18 protein-coding genes are annotated in these 16,051 nt (G+C 63.0%); 3 read left to right on the forward strand and 15 right to left on the reverse strand.

The genetic code is table 11. The annotated features are described in order from the left end of the window. Positions 1-138: 138 nt before the first annotated feature. Genes ACZ445_RS09580 through ACZ445_RS09615 form a run of 8 tightly spaced genes read right to left on the reverse strand, consistent with a single transcriptional unit; the run spans position 139 to position 6,298 of the window. A complete protein-coding gene (locus ACZ445_RS09580) occupies positions 139-1,101 on the reverse strand; it encodes a metal ABC transporter substrate-binding protein (protein WP_058426943.1) in 963 nt (320 codons plus the stop codon). Next, positions 1,101-2,000 carry a metal ABC transporter permease gene (locus tag ACZ445_RS09585; RefSeq protein ID WP_010211603.1) on the reverse strand — a complete coding sequence of 300 codons (900 nt, stop codon included), beginning with the start codon at positions 1,998-2,000 and terminating at the stop codon, positions 1,101-1,103. The genes ACZ445_RS09580 and ACZ445_RS09585 overlap by 1 nt, the downstream gene beginning before the upstream one ends. Next, complete coding sequence (locus ACZ445_RS09590) at positions 1,997-2,743, reverse strand: metal ABC transporter ATP-binding protein (RefSeq protein WP_058426942.1); 747 nt, start codon at positions 2,741-2,743, stop codon at positions 1,997-1,999. Before ACZ445_RS09590 ends, ACZ445_RS09585 begins: the two co-directional genes overlap by 4 nt. Further along, on the reverse strand, positions 2,740-3,660 hold the full coding sequence (locus ACZ445_RS09595) for a metal ABC transporter substrate-binding protein (RefSeq protein WP_058426941.1): 921 nt from the start codon (positions 3,658-3,660) through the stop codon (positions 2,740-2,742). The genes ACZ445_RS09590 and ACZ445_RS09595 overlap by 4 nt, the downstream gene beginning before the upstream one ends. A 19-nt stretch (positions 3,661-3,679) precedes the next feature. Further along, on the reverse strand, positions 3,680-4,240 hold the full coding sequence (locus ACZ445_RS09600) for a DUF6162 family protein (protein ID WP_058426940.1): 561 nt from the start codon (positions 4,238-4,240) through the stop codon (positions 3,680-3,682). Further along, positions 4,237-4,566, reverse strand: coding sequence for a hypothetical protein (locus tag ACZ445_RS09605; RefSeq protein WP_058426939.1), 330 nt, complete (start codon positions 4,564-4,566; stop codon positions 4,237-4,239). Before ACZ445_RS09605 ends, ACZ445_RS09600 begins: the two co-directional genes overlap by 4 nt. Beyond that, positions 4,563-5,099 carry a hypothetical protein gene (locus tag ACZ445_RS09610; protein ID WP_058426938.1) on the reverse strand — a complete coding sequence of 179 codons (537 nt, stop codon included), beginning with the start codon at positions 5,097-5,099 and terminating at the stop codon, positions 4,563-4,565. Before ACZ445_RS09610 ends, ACZ445_RS09605 begins: the two co-directional genes overlap by 4 nt. Then, positions 5,096-6,298, reverse strand: coding sequence for a PepSY-associated TM helix domain-containing protein (locus ACZ445_RS09615; RefSeq protein WP_058426937.1), 1,203 nt, complete (start codon positions 6,296-6,298; stop codon positions 5,096-5,098). The genes ACZ445_RS09610 and ACZ445_RS09615 overlap by 4 nt, the downstream gene beginning before the upstream one ends. Before the next feature lie 288 nt (positions 6,299-6,586). Here ACZ445_RS09615 and leuC point away from each other — a divergent pair, with 288 nt between their 5' ends. After that, the gene (gene leuC / locus ACZ445_RS09620) at positions 6,587-8,005 is read left to right on the forward strand and encodes a 3-isopropylmalate dehydratase large subunit (RefSeq protein WP_058426936.1); all 1,419 of its coding nucleotides are present in this window, start codon (positions 6,587-6,589) and stop codon (positions 8,003-8,005) included. Continuing rightward, the gene (leuD, locus tag ACZ445_RS09625; RefSeq protein WP_058426935.1) at positions 8,002-8,616 is read left to right on the forward strand and encodes a 3-isopropylmalate dehydratase small subunit; all 615 of its coding nucleotides are present in this window, start codon (positions 8,002-8,004) and stop codon (positions 8,614-8,616) included. Before leuC ends, leuD begins: the two co-directional genes overlap by 4 nt. A 141-nt stretch (positions 8,617-8,757) precedes the next feature. On the opposite strand, the gene ACZ445_RS09630 is transcribed toward leuD, so the two are convergent. From ACZ445_RS09630 to soxR, 5 genes are all read right to left on the reverse strand, one after another. After that, on the reverse strand, positions 8,758-9,672 hold the full coding sequence (locus ACZ445_RS09630; RefSeq protein ID WP_205347691.1) for a LysR substrate-binding domain-containing protein: 915 nt from the start codon (positions 9,670-9,672) through the stop codon (positions 8,758-8,760). Between the two features lie 78 nt (positions 9,673-9,750). After that, entirely contained in the window at positions 9,751-11,055 is a 1,305-nt protein-coding gene (locus ACZ445_RS09635) for a dicarboxylate/amino acid:cation symporter (RefSeq protein ID WP_058426933.1), read from the reverse strand. A gap of 100 nt (positions 11,056-11,155) precedes the next feature. Further along, positions 11,156-12,031 (reverse strand): alpha/beta fold hydrolase, encoded by an 876-nt coding sequence (locus ACZ445_RS09640; RefSeq protein WP_464708233.1) that lies wholly within the window; start codon positions 12,029-12,031, stop codon positions 11,156-11,158. 126 nt (positions 12,032-12,157) lie between these two features. Next, a complete protein-coding gene (locus tag ACZ445_RS09645; protein ID WP_058426931.1) occupies positions 12,158-12,619 on the reverse strand; it encodes a VOC family protein in 462 nt (153 codons plus the stop codon). 99 nt (positions 12,620-12,718) lie between these two features. Beyond that, positions 12,719-13,168 (reverse strand): redox-sensitive transcriptional activator SoxR, encoded by a 450-nt coding sequence (gene soxR, locus ACZ445_RS09650; protein WP_058426930.1) that lies wholly within the window; start codon positions 13,166-13,168, stop codon positions 12,719-12,721. A 99-nt stretch (positions 13,169-13,267) separates the two neighbouring features. On the opposite strand from soxR, the gene ACZ445_RS09655 reads away from it, so the two are divergent. Continuing rightward, positions 13,268-13,633, forward strand: coding sequence for an antibiotic biosynthesis monooxygenase (locus ACZ445_RS09655; protein WP_058426929.1), 366 nt, complete (start codon positions 13,268-13,270; stop codon positions 13,631-13,633). Here the strand turns inward: ACZ445_RS09655 and ACZ445_RS09660 are convergent. Both ACZ445_RS09660 and ACZ445_RS09665 read right to left on the reverse strand, forming a co-directional pair. After that, positions 13,622-14,725 carry a sigma-54 interaction domain-containing protein gene (locus ACZ445_RS09660; RefSeq protein ID WP_058426928.1) on the reverse strand — a complete coding sequence of 368 codons (1,104 nt, stop codon included), beginning with the start codon at positions 14,723-14,725 and terminating at the stop codon, positions 13,622-13,624. The genes ACZ445_RS09655 and ACZ445_RS09660 overlap by 12 nt on opposite strands. An 11-nt stretch (positions 14,726-14,736) precedes the next feature. Continuing rightward, a complete protein-coding gene (locus tag ACZ445_RS09665; protein ID WP_464708234.1) occupies positions 14,737-15,924 on the reverse strand; it encodes an acyl-CoA dehydrogenase family protein in 1,188 nt (395 codons plus the stop codon). Positions 15,925-16,051: the final 127 nt, after the last annotated feature.

Here is a 16,051-nt window from a genome sequence, read left to right on the forward strand (position 1 = left end):
CTTGCCCCGCGTTGGGCTGCGTAGCAGCCCCAAAACCTGTCGCTGCAGGTTACCTGATGCGCTGCGGTGATCTTTATGGGGCTGCTTCGCAGCCCAACGCGGGGGAAGCCCGCTCGCCACAAGGGTTCAGCCAGTCAGCTAGGGCCGTGTGAGCACGTCTATAAGCTGATCTGTGTTGGTCTCCAGCTCCGTCACCGGTTCCGCACCGTCCACATTCAGCACCAGCAGCTTGGCGCCCGCTGATGTCACCGCTACCGTCACCGCCTCACTCGGCTGGCGATGATGCAGCACCACCGCCACATCGTTGTCCTTCAGCTCGGCCGTGAGTTTCTGTAACGCCTCGGGCGTCCAGTCGGCATCTGGCCGTGCATCGGTGCTGAGCGCTTCCAGGTTCAAACTGCTAATCAGATAAGCAAAGTGATCACTCAGGCTGACCACGCTCAGGTTGTCCGCCTTGGCCAGGCGCGCTTCGCTGTCGGCGGTGAGTTTGAGCAGGCGCTGCTTGAGGGCGGCAAGGTTGGCGTCGATTTTCGGCTTGGCATCCGGGGCCAGGCGGCTTAGATCGGCTGCCAGTACATCGGCCATGCGCCCCATATTGTTGCTCGACTGCCACGGCTGGCTGTTCAGGCCATCGGCAACGCCCGGCTGTACGGCGATGCCGGGCAAGCCACCATCTACCGGGCGGGCGGCGTCGACTTCGACGATACGGATATTGCTGCGTCGCGCCACCGGGTACAGCGGGTCATCGGCCCACAGTGAGCGCAGGCCGATGGCGGCGTCGGCGTCCAGCGCCAACTTGCTCAGGGCCGGCGCGCCACGCCCGGTGAAGTAGGACACCTGGCGTGAACCCGGCAAGTTGGCCGGGGCGGCGCGTTCAAGCTGCACAGCGGTGCCTTTGAGCAGCACCTCGGCCAGGCCATACGTGATAGGCAGCGAGGCGATGACCGTCACCGGTTTTACCGACGTGGCCTTGCTCAGTGCGGCGTGGCCCAATCCCTGATGGATCTTGAGAGGCTTGGGCTCTACCCCGTCGACGGCCAGGGCCGAAGTGCTGATGAAACACGTGATGGCCAGAGCCAATGGGCGAAGTACAGGACGCATTATCCAAGATTCCCTTTGAGGCTGGGCACTGTGCCGCGCGCGATGGCGGCCAGGGCGAAGGCGATACCGGCGACCAGGATGATGGCGGCACCGGACGGCACGGGCAGGTCGAAGATGATCGGCAGCAGGATCCCGCACAGGGTGCTGACCGTGGCAATCGCCACCGAGACCCAGAAGAAGCCCTTGAGCGACTGGCTCAACAGGCGCGCCGCCGCCGCCGGAATCACCAGCAGCGCCCCCACGAGGATTGCGCCGATGACCTTGACCGCCGCGACGGTGATCAGCGTCACCAGGATCACGAACAGGTAGTCCAGGGTTTTCACGGCAACGCCGCGCACAGCGGCCAACTGCGGGTTGAAACTGGCCAGCATGATGCGGTTGTAAAGCGGCAGCGCCAGGGCCATCACCAGCGAACCGACAACCGCCAGCACCAGCAGGTCGTTGCCGTTGACCGTCAATACCGAACCAAACAGCACGTTCTCGAGGATGTGCACGTTGATCTTGCCGGCCAGGATCAGCAACAGGCTCGCCCCCAATGCCAGGGACACCGACAGGAACACCCCGATCAAGGTATCCGGCGCCAGGCCCGTACGGTTGCGCAGGTAGTTGAGCAGGATGCCGAACAGCAGGCAGTAGCCGAACAGCGCGCCATACGGCCCGGTGTAGGGTTCACCGAGCAGAATCCCGACCGCCACGCCGGTCAACGCGGCGTGGCCGACGGCTTCGGAGAAAAACGCGAAGCGCTTGACCACCACCAGTGTGCCCAGGCCGCCCAGTACCGGCCCGATCAGCAAACCGGCGAGCAGGGCGTTGACCACAAAACCGTAGGCCAGCGCCTCCGGCAGATAACCTGAAGAGGCCCAGCCCTGGACCATCAAGCGAAAGGCTTCATAACTCATTGTGCCGGGCTCCGCGGGTGGGTGGAGAACAGGGTCAGCAGGCGCTCCGGGGTCAACGCCTCCTTGGGCGTGGCGTCGAACAGCACGCGGCGGTTCAGGCCGGTGACGCGGTCGGCCAGGCGGCCCACGGCTTCCAGGTCATGCTCGATCCACAGCACGGTGATCCCGGCCAGGCGCCAGTCATTCAGCAGGCGTTCGAACACCTGGATACCGGCTTCGTCGAGGGCCGACATCGGCTCATCCAACACCAGCAGGTGCGGCGCCGGGATCAGCCCCTGGGCCAGCAGAACACGCTGGCGTTCACCGCCGGACAGCGCGCCCATGCGTCGCTTGCGTTTGTCCTGCATGCCGACGCGCTCCAGCGCATCCCCGATCGCACCGGCGTAATGCTTGGACAAACCCAGGAACGCCGGGCGCCGTTGGCACATGGCGGCCATGAAATCATCCACGGTCATCGGCAAGCCCCGGTCGAACTCCAGGGCCTGGGGCACATAGCCGATGGTGCCGGGCGCGGCCGGCCAATGCAGGCTCAGCCGACCCTGATGAGGCGTTTGCCCGAGCAGGGTCTTGATCAGCGAGCTTTTACCGCCGCCGTTGGGGCCGACCAGCGCATGGATGCTGCCCGGCTGTACCTGGAAACTCACGGTATCGAGGATCACGGTGCGACCCAGGGTCAGCGATACCTTGTCGAACTCGAGCGTCGGGCCGACGCTGACCGCCTTCAGCTGTTGCGCCGCCGTCATGCCCCGGACTCCTGGATCGCCCGGACCACGGTGTTGAGGTTGCCGGTCATCTCCACTTCGTATTTCTCGGCGCTGTATTCGCCGTAGGAAATATGCGACAGCGGGTACAACTTGACCCCGGACTCACGCTGGATGGTGTCGACGTAGGTGGAGGGGAAGTCCATCTCCGAGAAGATCACCTTCACGTCCAGGGCGCGCAGTTCGTCGATGGTTTTCTTCAACTGGCTGGGGCTGGGCTCGATGCCGTGGGCTGGTTCGACCACGGCGGTGACTTCCAGGCCGAACTCGCGCAACAGGTAGTCGTAGGCCGCGTGCACGGTGGCCACGCGCAGGTCCGGGTTGGGCGCGCTGGTCAACTTGGCCAGGGCATCGGCGCGCATCTGGCGCAGGCGCTTGCCGTAGGCGCGGGCGTTCTGGGTGTAGGTCTTGGCGTTGTCCGGGTCGAGCTTGCCCAGTTCGCGGGCGATGTTGTTGACCTGGGCAATCGATGCGCTGATCGACAGGAAGGTATGCGGGTTGACCACCTTGCCCGCGCCGCGTGCGGCGTTGCCGGTGGCGGCCAGCAAAGGCACATTGGCATTGGCTTCGATCACCGGAATGTCCGGGCGCTCGCTGGTAGCGATCATGCGGTCGGCGAAGTCGTCATGGCCGACGCCGTTGAGCACGATCACGTCCAGGGTGCCGATGCGCTTGATGTCTTCGGCGCGTGGCTCGTAGGCATGCGGGTTGAAGCCGGCCGGAATCAGCGGCACCACCTCGGCCTTGTCGCCGACAATATTGGCCACGTAGCTGTAATAAGGGTGCAGGGTGATGCCGATTCGCAGGCGTTTGGCGGCCTCGGCATTGGCCAGAGGGGCGAGCATCAGGCTGAACAGGCCAACCAGCAACAGGCGCAACAGGGGCGATGAAATAGACATGGGCAATCGGTCTTCTCGTTCAGTGACGGTGTTGGCGGGTGACGCCGGCATCGAATTGCGCAACCACCTGCTGCCAGCCGGCTGCGATCAGCGCCTGGTCAGAGAGGTCGGAGGGAGCGGCGAGGTTGGCCTGGCGATTGAGCCAGATGTCTGGCTCGGCACCGTGCACGCGCATCAGCAGCGAACCGCTGGTCGCCGGCGCCTGGCTCAAACCCAGGTAGGCCGAGGGCTCCAGCAACTGCCAGCGGTGATCGCCACGGCTGACCGAACTGGCATCCTGGGCAAACGGCGCGAAGCCTTCTTCGGCCAGTTGCGCCGGGCTGGGCAGCGCGCTTTGCTCCTGCTGCAGCAGTTGGATCTCATCCAGGGTCACCCGCAGGTCGGCATAAATGCCTTGCTCGGCGGCGCTCAGGTCGCGGCGGGCGTCCAATTGGTGGCTCGGTATTGCCGCCACCTCCTGGGATTCACCGTGCAGCGCGACCACCGAGCCGGCCACCGCGAGGATGATCAGGCACAACAGCAGCACGTAGAGGGTTTCGTGACCGGCACCGGCGGGGCGTACAACCTGTGTGGTACTCATTGCGGCTGGATATCCGCTTGGTCGATTTCCACCACATGGCCGGGACCGGCATCAAACAGCACGTAGAACTCGGCGGACGGTTTCTTGAAGGTCAGGGTCGAGTCCTGGCCGAGTTTGCCGGGCACCAGGATGGTTTCGTCATAGCCGATCACGTCCAGGGTCACGCCGGGTGCACCACTGCCGTCGGAGAAGCCGCCTTTGCACTGGATCTGCTCGCCGGGGATTTCCTTGCACTCGCACATCGGGTTGTGTGCGAGGGCGACGGTGCTGAAGCCGGCACCTATCAACAGGACGCCACAGGCGCGGGTCAATCGCATCAAAGTCATGGTTTAACTCCTTGCTTGTTCAGCCAGGCAATCGTGGCAGGCGAGGCCTGGCTCAACGGGATGGAACCCTGGTGCATGCTGCCGTCCCAGCCTTCCATGGTCACCCACAGTTCGGCGTCGACGGGCGTACGTTCCGGGATCGGCAGGCCGGCGCCCATGCGGTACGGCGTGCCGAAGAAGATCACCCCGGCAGCCCGCAGGCTGCGCGGCTTGCCGATACGCAGGTAGGTGGCCTTGACCTGGTCGGTACAGCTGTCGCACAGGGCTGCGTTGAAGAACTTCATCGGGCCGGCCGGGTTGGGGCGCGGGCCTTCATTGCGAAACTCGGCAAGCTTCAGGCTCCAGGGGCCGACCTGCACATCGCCAGCCACTCGTTCACCGATGCCGGTGTCGCCGCGAAACAGTGCCGCATCGGCAAAGTACTTGGGCATGAAGCCCAGTGGCACCAGCAAAAGCAGCACATTGATATGGAAACGCCATTTCAGCCAGAACGCCCGCAGTGGCGATGGTTTTGCCGCAGCGACCTTGCTCATGAGTTGGCCTCCGAGGTTTGCGCCTGCCGGGCGGGGGGGGAAGCCGGTTTGTGTTGAGCCTTGGCTTCACGCTTGAAGGCATTGAGGGTGGCCAGGGCGGTGCGCTTGGTCCAGATCAGCAGGCCGCTCAACACCATCATGCTCATGATCAGGCCGAAGAAGGCCCAGATCAGCTTGATCCAGATCCCGCCGAAATCGCCGGTGTGCAGCGGGCGCATGGATTCGGTGACGAACTCCAGCTTCGAGCGGTCGGACAGCAGGTGCGCCGCAGCGACTTCGCCGTCATAGGGGTTGATCTGCGCGGTCTGGAACATCAACGGGTACCAGCCGCGCCCGCCGATCAGCAGGTGGCTGTAGGCATTCAGCGGCAGGCTGATGAAACTCGCCTCCAGGCCAGGAATGCGCTGGGTGGCGATCTTGATCGCTTCGTCCACCGGAATCATGGGGGCCGGCACGCCAGGCGCGGACATCGGCACCTTCTCCCGGGCAATCACCGGGATGACCGGTTCGGTGGAAATCGAAATCTGGTTGTCGCCCAAAATCGCGCGGATCAGGAACCAGATGCCGGTGACCGAGATCACCGCAATGAACCAGATCGACCAGATACCGCTCAAGCGGTGGAAGTCACCCCAGAAAATCCGCGCGCCGTGGCGGATACGCAGGGTCGGACGGAGGAAGCCCTTCCAGAAGCGTTTGTACACCACAAGCCCGGTGACCAGCGACGCCAGCAGCGGGATGCCGAGTGCCGACACCAGGTACCAGCCCCAGCTGTAGCCGTTGGTGAACGGCACCAGCCACCAGCCATGCAGGGCGCGAGTGAATTGCTGGAAGTTGAAGGACGGGCTGATGCCCTGGATCGCCCCGGTGTACGGGTTGACGTAGACCTCCACCGAACGTCCGTCGGGGTAGCTGAGGTCGACGCTCAAGGCAAAGTGCGACTCGTCGGGCCGGCTGATCGACTGCACATATACCTTGGGTTCATCGCGCTTGATGGCGGCGATCACCTGGTCGTAACTCAGCGGTTCGGCATCGTCCGAGGGCTTGCTCGCGCGGATATCCGGGTTGGCCAGCCAGACGATCTCCTGGCTGACCACCGCCAGGGTGCCGGTGACGCAGACGATCAGTACAAAGAACCAGATAGGCAATGCCAGCCAGCTATGTACGAGAAACCAGAGTTTGGAGCGTGACTTCTTCGACATGTGAATGAGGGTCTTGATCGGAGAGGGGCAATGCAGGCCCGGAAAAGGCCAGTCGTAGCTTTTGCTGACGCGACAGGCTGTATCTAAGTTAAGACGGATGAGAATGAGAAATCCCTAAGGCGGATATGAAAGAAAATGTTTCAGGTTCACATTCATAGCGTTTTATTGCCTCGATCGAACACGAAACATGTTCCAAGCCATCACCCAGGCGCCATTGATGGGGCGGGGCGGCTGCGTAGGATGGGCGCATACCGTTGAGCGAGCGCCTACAAAAGTGAGTCCAGAAAAATGACTGCCCGAACCCTCTACGACAAACACATCGATTCCCACACGGTGTGCCCCCTGGATGACCAGGGCCATGTGCTGCTTTATATCGACCGCCAGGTGATCAACGAATACACCAGCCCCCAGGCCTTCAGCGGCTTGCGCGAGGCCGGGCGCAACGTGTGGCGCCCAGGCACGGCGCTGGCTGTGGTCGACCATGTGAACCCCACCACGCCCAAGCGCATCGCGGCGATGGCTGACGCAGGCGGGTCGCGGCAAGTGTCCTATCTGGCGGAGAACTGCCGGGACTTCGGCATCGAGCTGCTGGACATCCTCGACAAGCGCCAGGGCATCGAACATGTGATCGCCCCGGAGCAGGGCTTTATCCTGCCGGGCATGGTGATCGCCGCCGGTGACAGCCACACCACCACCTACGGTGCCCTCGGTGCCTTCGGCTTTGGCATCGGCACCTCGGAGATCGAACACCTGCTGGCGTCGCAGACGTTGGTCTACAAGCGCCTGAAGACCCTGCGGGTCACGGTTGAGGGCGATCTGGCACCCGGCCTGACGTCCAAGGATGTGATCATGGCGCTGATCGGCAAGATCGGCGCCTCCGGTGCCACCGGCTATGCCATTGAGTTTCGTGGTTCCACCATCGATGCGCTGAGCGTCGAGGCACGCATGACCATCTGCAACATGGCGGTGGAGGCGGGCGCGCGGGGTGCGTTCATGGCGCCGGACGAAAAAGTCTTCGCCTACCTCAAGGGCAAGCCGCGCGCGCCGAAAGGCGCGCTGTGGGACCAGGCGCTGGTGGGCTGGCGCCAACTGCATTCGGACGCCGATGCGGTGTTCGACCAGGAAGTGCACCTCGACGCCAGCACCCTGGAACCCATGGTCACCTGGGGCACCAGCCCCGACCAGGCCGCGCCCATCGGCGCCCGCGTGCCCGACCCGCAGGACGTCAGCGACCTGATCCTGCGCCAGGACATGCGCCGCGCCCTCGACTACATGGGCCTGGAGGCTGGTATGCCGCTGAGCGAGATCGTCATCAGCCATGCCTTCATCGGCTCCTGCACCAACGCCCGCATCGAAGACCTGCGCGACGCCGCCAGTGTCGTGCGCGGTAAGCGCGTGGCCGAACACGTGCGGGCGATGATCGTGCCGGGCTCCACCGAGGTGCGTGACCAGGCTGAAGCCGAAGGCCTGGCGGCGATCTTTATCGATGCCGGCTTTGAATGGCGCCAGTCGGGTTGCTCGATGTGCCTGGCGATGAACGACGACGTGCTCGCCCCCGGCGACCGCTGCGCGTCCAGCACCAACCGCAACTTCGAAGGCCGCCAGGGCGCGGGCGCCCGCACCCACCTGATGAGCCCGGCGATGGTCGCCGCCGCTGCCATTACCGGCCGCCTCACTGATATCCGCCACTTTGGAGCGCGCCCATGAGCCTGCAACCCTTCACCCTGGTCACCGGCAAGGCCGCGCCGATGCTGGCGGCCAACATCGATACCGACGTGATCATGCCCAAACAGTTTCTCAAGGGCATCGACCGCAGCGGCCTGGACCGCGGGCTGTTCTTCGACCTGCGCTTCTTGGCGTCCGGCGAGCCCAACCCCGAGTTCGTGCTGAACCAGCCGGCCTGGCAGGGCGCGAGTTTCATGATGGTCGGGCCGAACTTCGGCTGCGGTTCCAGCCGGGAGCACGCGGTATGGGGCTTGAAGCAGATGGGCATCCGCGCATTGATCGGCAGCAGCTTTGCCGGGATTTTCTATGACAATTGCCTACGCAACGGGGTGTTGTTGATCACCTTGGACGAGGCGGTGTTGCAGCAACTGGGCAAGACCGTCAGCCAGGCGGACCAGGCGCAGATCAGTGTCGACCTTGAAGCCCAGCAGATCCATTTGGCGGATGGCCAGGTGATCCCGTTCCAGATCGATACCCTGCGCAAGACTGCGTTGTTGCTGGGCCTGGATGCCATCGGCAGCACCTTGCAACGCAGTGACGAGATCAAGGCCTTCGAACGCCGGCATCTGCAAGCCAACCCCTGGCTCAACTGACCCACTTGAATCCAAATGTGGGAGGGGGCTTGCCCCCGATTGCAGAGTGTCAGTCACTCAAAAGTTGACTGACCCATCGCCATCGGGGGCAAGTCGAACCGTCGCACCGCCCCTCCCACATTTTTATCCGGATCATACCGCCTAGATCGACAATCCCTTGAAGTGCTCCTGCAAAAACTCCACACAGGCCCGCAGCTTTCCGGAATACGCCAACCGTGTCGGGTACACCGCCCACACGTTGGCGCTCTGGGTATAACCGTGCAGTATCTGCACGAGCTTGCCTTGCTCCAGCAGCGGCTTCACATCCCACATAGAGCGCAGCAGCACCCCGCGCCCATCCAATGCCCACTGCAACACAATCTCGCCATTGTTCGACGACAGCGGCCCACGCACGCGCACGCTTTCCTGGGTGCCGTCGCGCTCCAGGTTCCAGATGCCAAACGCGTTATCACGCTCCTTGAGCACCAGGCAGTCGTGCTGCTCCAGGTCGCTCAACTGTTGCGGTGTGCCGCGTCGCTCCAGATAAGCCGGGGCGGCGCACAGTACGCGGCGGTTGCTCACCAGGCGGCGGCCGATGTGCTGGCCGGGGATGTCGTCGCCCACGCGGATCTCCAGGTCGAAGCCTTCGCTGACGATATCCACCACGCGGTCGAACAGGTCCAGGCGGATCTCCAGGTCCGGGTACTGTTCTGCCAGTAACGACAGGGCCGGTGCCACATGGTTGCGACCGAAGCCGAAGCTGCTGCACAAATGCAGGTGGCCACGCGGGCTGTCATGGGCGTCGGAGAGTTCGTCGCAGAGATGCTGGAAGTCTTCGAGGATGCGCACCGCCCAGCGCTGCACCCGTTCACCGTCTTCGGTCAGGGCGATGCGCCGACTGGTGCGATGCAACAGGCGGGTGGCCAGGGTGGTTTCGAGGATCTGGATGCGCTTGCTGACATACGCCGGCGACAAGCCCAGCTCATCGGCGGCCGCGGCGAAGCCGGCCTTGCGGATCACGGTCAGGAACACCCGCAGGTCTTCGGGTAGGGGCACGGTATCTTTCTTGTTAGTCATCACAAACAGGGCTGGCGGCATGAGCCGCCAGAATAGCACCGGTTGGGCGCGCCTTCCGGCACGCTCAGGTGTTGTCGATTATTCGGCGGCGACCTTGGCTTGAGCCGCCGCCCGAGCATGGCGGCCGCGCTTGAGTGCGATGGGCGCCATTTTTTCGCGGTCCAGTTCACCTTCCCAGGCGGCAACCACCAGCGCAGCCACGGCATTGCCGATGATATTGGTCAGCGACCGGCATTCGGCCATGAAGCGGTCGATGCCGAGGATCAGCACCATCGCCGCCACCGGCACCGTCGGCACCACCGCCAGGCTGGCGGCCAGTGCCACAAACCCTGCGCCAACCACCGCGCCCGCACCCTTGGACGTGAGCATGGCCACCGCCAGCAAGGTCAACTGCTGCTCCAGCGGCAGATCGATGTTGGTGGCCTGGGCCAGGAACAGCACCGCCAAGGTCATATAGATGTTGGTGCCGTCGAGGTTGAAGGTGTAGCCGGTCGGCACCACGATGCCCACCACGCCCTTGGACGCACCCAGGCTTTCGAGTTTCTGGATCAACTGCGGCAACGCCGATTCCGACGAACTGGTGCCTAGCACGATCAACAGTTCCGACTTGATGTAGCCCATCAACTTGAAAATGCTGAACCCGGCGTAGCGGGCAATGCTGCCCAGCACCACCGCGACAAAGAAAAACGCGGTGATATAGAAGGTGCCCACCAGCTTGAGCAGCGGCAGCAACGAACCCACTCCGTATTTACCGATGGTGAACGCGATGGCACCGAAGGCCCCGATCGGTGCAACCCGACTGATGATGCCGACGATGCGGAAGAACACTTCGCTGGCCTGGTTGACCACAGCCACCAGCGGCCGACCTTTTTCACCGACCATCACCAGGCCCACGCCAAACAGCACGGAGACGAACAGCACCGGCAGGATTTCACCCTTGGAGAACGCATCAAAGAAGGTTGCGGGGATCACGTGCAACAGGAACCCGGTGATGCCTTCGCCATGTTCAGCCTGGCCGACGAAACTGGCGATGGCCGAACTGTCGAGGGTCTTCACATCGATATTGAAGCCCACGCCCGGATGCAGCAGGTGCGCGGCGAGCATGCCGATCAGCAGGGCGATGGTCGAGACTATCTCAAAGTACAGCAGTGCCTTGCCGCCGACCCGGCCCACCTGTTTCACGTCGTGCATGCTGGTGATGCCGGACACCACCGTGCAGAAGATGATCGGGCCGATGATCATCTTGATCAGCTTGATAAAACCGTCGCCAAGGGGCTTGAGGTCGACGCCGATCTGCGGCCATTGATGGCCGATCAACACGCCCAATGCGATAGCGATCAGCACCTGGATATACAGGGTTCCCAGCAGTTTTCTGATTGTCATTGTTATTATCTCGAGACGTTGTTTTGGGCAAAGCGAACCCGTCGCAGGCCGTTGGCAGCCTGCGAGGCGGGTGGATCAGGTCACGGGGTTACAGCGCTGCTCAGCGAAGGAAGGACAGGACCTCGCCCAGCAACAATTCAGGCGCTTCTTCGGCGATGTAGTGGCCGGCCGGCAGGGCCTTGCCGCGCACGTCGGTGGCGACTTTCTGCCACTCCTTGAGCGGCTCGAAACAGCGTCCGACGGTGCCTTCGGCGCCCCACATCACCAGCAACGGCAGGTTCAGGTGATTGCCGGCGTCGATGTCTGCCTGGTCGTGCTCCAGGTCGATGCCGGCGGCAGCCCGGTAGTCCTCGCAGATGCCGGTAGCGGCGCCCGGCAGTTTCAGGCAACGCAGGTATTCGGCGAAGGCCTCGTCGGTGAACGGCTTGAGCCCGGCGCTGCGACTGCCCATCACGCTGCGCAGGTACAGTTCCGGGTTGCTTTCGATCAAGGCTTCCGGCAACGGTGCCGGACGGATCAGGAAGAACCAGTGCCAGTAGGCGCGGGCGAAGGCTTCGTCGGTCTGCGCGTACATCGACAGGGTCGGGGCGATGTCCAGCAGCACCATGCGTTGTACGGCGGCCGGGTGGTCCAGCGCCAGGCGGTGGGCCACGCGCGCGCCACGGTCGTGGGCCAGCAGCGAGAACGTGCCGAAGCCCAGCGCCTGCATCAGCTCGACGCCGTCCCGGGCCATTTCGCGTTTCGAGTAGTTCGTGTGGTGGTCATTGGCCGGCGGCTTGCTACTGTCGCCATAGCCGCGCAGGTCGGCGGCCACCACGGTGAAGTGTTCAGCCAGTTGCTCGGCGATTTTGTGCCAGATGACGTGGGTTTGCGGATGCCCGTGCAACAGGAGCAGACCGGGACCTGTACCGCCCTTGCGGTAGCTGATGTCCACGCCGTTGACGTGGCACTGGTCTTTATGGAAACCGGCGAACATGGAGTGACTCCTCTTTGTAATTGCTTGCATCCTGTAATCACGCCGTGTTCGGGGCAAGGGCAAAAACGTGGAGGGGGTGTTCATGAAGTGTGATGCAGGAGCGGCCGGGCTCGCTCCTGCAAAGGGTTAGCCCTGTTTGAACATGGCCTCGGCGCGTTCGCGGATCTGTGCTTCGGTCAGGTCTTCCTTGTGGGTGGCCAGGAACCACACATGGCCGAATGGATCCTTCAGCGTGCCGGAGCGGTCGCCGTAAAACTGGTCCTTTGGTTCGGAAATCGCAGTCCCCCCAGCGGCGATGGCTTGTTTGTACTGGGCGTCGACGTCAATTACGTACAGATGTATACCGACGCTGGTGTGCCCATCGCGTGGGCTGCCGAACGCGCTTTCATCGCAGGGTGAACCGAGCATGATCGGTGAATCGCCGATGCGCAGTTCGGCGTGGCCAACTTTGCCGCCGGGCATGTCCAGGCGCATGACTTGCGTGGCATTGAAGGCTTTCTTGTAGAACTCGATGGCTTCGGCGGCTTTTTCGACGCCCAGGTAGGGCGTGATGTTGTGGAAGCCCTCTGGAACAGGTTTAACACTCATATCGTTCTCCTTGATTGTGGTTGTGGAGGGACGGCCTTTTCACTATAGGCCACGTATCGCGTGGCCTGTGGGTCGCCGACGAGGTGTCGGGTTCGCCGGTCATGCATGGGGTGTCGGTTCTAACAATTGCGCCCCCGGCCCACGCTCACCCAGTTGATCATCCTGATTACGCAACGGGCACGCTTCCAGCGATAAACACCCACAACCAATACAGCCATTGAGCTTGTCGCGCAGCAACATCAGCTTGTTGATGCGCTCATCCAGGTCTTGCCGCCACAGCGCCGACAGACGCTCCCAATCCTGGGCGTTGGGCGTGCGCCCCTCCGGCAATGTCTGCAAGGCTTCGCCAATCGTTGCCAGCGGAATGCCCAGGCGCTGGGCGATCTTGATCACCACCACGCGCCGCAGCACGTCCCGTGGGTAACGCCGCTGGTTACCGGCATTGCGATTGCTCTTGATCAGCCCCTTGGTCTCGTAGAAGTGCAGCGCGGTGACCGCTACGCCACTGCGCGTGGCCAGTTGGCCGACGGTGAGTTCCTTATTGAGCATAAAAACTCCAGATAAGCGCTTGACCTTGACTTAACTCGAGGTTTTACCCTGCGTGGCATCGAATCGCAAGATTCTGCCTACAGAGAAAGGGGAGTGTTCATGCAGGTATCAGAGAAGAATCGCGGCTTCACTCAATTGATCGAGTTTCAGATCGAGCCCCGGCAGCAATCTGCCCTGGTGGCGGCGTTGACCACCCAAAGCGAACGCCTGGCCCAAGGCCATGGCGGCTTTATCAATGCCAGTGTGCAGGTCAGCGATGACGGACGGCGGGTGCTCAATTACCTGCAATGGCACTCGCGTGAAGACGGCGAGGCGGCCTTCCAGTGTTTTGAGCATGGCGAGGAAGATTTCTGGACATTGATTCGCGCTCATCAGGCCACGGCCGTGACCTTCGGTTCGTTCCAGGTGCTGCGCAGTTTCGAGCGCAGCCACGACAACGCGTTGCACTGCCGCCTAAATGGATAGGTGCAACATGCGCTCGCCTTGCACGTTTTCTCCGGGCCGGCGTTTGTTCACCGCCAGCTCGCCGATCTTGATCAGGCGCGTACGGGTGACGTTGCGGCTCAGGCCCAGCAGGTTGGCGGTGTGCACCTGGTTGTAATGGCTGAAACGGTAGGCGGCGCGCAGCAGGGCATCTTCGACTTTTTCATGCAGGGCGCCGGCCTGTTCTTCGAACAGCTTCTGGAAGGCCCGCGCCAGCAACGCGTCGGCGCTGTTGTCGGTGCCGTGCTGGCTGTCGTCCTGACGCTCGATGCGCATGTTCGACAGGCGCAGATCGTCGCGCTCGATCACGCCGTTACGGCAGATCAACAGGGTGTGATGGATCACGTTTTCCAGCTCGCGGATGTTGCCCGGCCAACTGTAGCTTTTAAGCTTGTGCTCGGCCTCGCGGCTGATGGTGATCGGGCCGTAACCCAGGCGCTGGCTGTAGGCTTCGATAAAGTGCCGGGTCAGCGGCAGGATATCGCCGGGGCGCTCGCGCAGTGGGCTGAGTTCCAGGCTAACCACGTCGAGGCGGTAGTAGAGGTCTTCGCGGAAGTGTCCGGCGTTGATGGCCTTTTCCAGCTGCACGTTGGTCGCGGCCAATACACGCACATCAATCGGAATACTCTTGCGCGAACCCAGGCGTACGACTTCGCGTTCCTGCAGGACGCGCAGTAGCTTGACCTGGATCGCCATCGGCAAATCGCCGATCTCATCAAGGAACAAGGTGCCGCCGTCGGCCTCCTCGAACCATCCGGCCTTGGCGCTGAGGGCACCGGTAAAGGCGCCTTTCTCATGGCCGAACAGTTCGGCCTCCACCAGGGACTCGGAGAACGCCCCGCAGTTGACTGCCACGAACGGCCGGTTGCGCCGTGCGCTGAGGTTATGAATATGGCGTGCCACCAGCTCTTTACCGGTCCCGGTCTCGCCGATGATCAGCACGCTGGCTTCGCTGGGCGCCACTTGCTGGATGTGGTCGAGCAGTGCCTGGGATTTCGGGTCTTCAAAGACCTGGGCCGTGGCACGGATCGACGTCGCGAGGGCGGGCGAGGGCGGTAGGGTCAAAAGCTGCATGGGCACCTCTCTTAGGAATAGAACGTCGGAGTCGGCAGGGATTGGTTCAACGCCCAGTCCCCCAGTTCGTGGAGCTTGTAGTCCACCGGGTCGTGCAGGGTTTGCGTGCGCAGGTTGCGCCAGTGACGGTCCAGGCGCAGCGACGCATGGGTGGAGCGCGCACCAGTGACTTCGAACAGGCGGCTGCACAGGTCCAGGCCCTGGCGGGTAGCGGCGACTTTGGCGGTGGCGATGGCAATCGCCAGTTGGCCGCGTTCGGGTTCGCTGAGGTTCGGACCCTTGGTCCAGGCTTGGTCGAGCAGGTCGGCAGCGCGCTCCACCAGCAGGCGTACGCCTTCCAGGGCGACCCAGAATTCGCCATAGTGATGCAGTACGTAAGGGTCCTGGCGCACGTCTTCGGCTGAGGATTTATGCCACGCGCGGGTTTCGGTGAGGGTGTAATTGCGCGCTTCCTCGAAGGCGCCTTCGGCAATGCCGAGAAACATGTGCGTGAAAGTCAGTTGGGCAATCAACGGGCGCAGGCAGGCGAAGGGCGTGCTCAGCGGGCCTGGGTCGAGCAGCAGTTCCGACTCCTCGACGCGCACTCGTTCGAAGCTGGCGCTGCCGCTGTCGGTCTGGCGCTGGCCGATATTGTTCCAATCGTTGTGCAACGTGATGCCGCTGCGCCCGCTGGGGATCGCGGCGATCAGCAGTTTGCCACCGGCGGTTTCGTCCACCGCCGAGGCGATCAGCATTTCCGAGTCGCTGGCGCCGGAGCAGAAGCTCTTTTTGCCGGAGAACTCGCGCCAGCCGCCGAAATCCTTGACCACGGTGCGTGTGTCCAGCGGGTTGAGAGCGTTGCCCCAGAACCAGTTTTTGCGCGCGGTCTGTTCGAACCAGGGTTGCCATTGGTCCGGGCGCGAAAACAGGCGCACGGTGGCGAGCATCAGGTGGTGAAAGCCGAAGACATGGGCGATGGAACTGTCGACTTTGGCGAATTCGCGCACGATACCCAGGGTGTCGCTCCAGCGTGCGCCGAGGCCACCGTATTGGGTGGGAATGCTCAGGGCCAGCAGGCCGCTCTGGCGCAGGGCGTCGCGTTCGGCCTTGGGCGTGCCACCGCGTTCGTCGCGTTCGACGGCGGTGAGGGCGAATTCGGCGGCCAGCAGTCTGGCGGTCTGCAAGGGGGACGGCAGGACGCTGCGGGGTTTGGCGGTCACACGGTGTTCCTCAATGTCTGTTTGGCAATGAAGGTTAAATGTGGGAGGGGGCTTGCTGTGGTGAGCAGGCTTGTCCTGCGTTGGGCTGCGAAGCAGCCCCTCCCACCCAAGGCGGACTTCATTGATC

The organism is Pseudomonas allii (genome assembly GCF_055380095.1).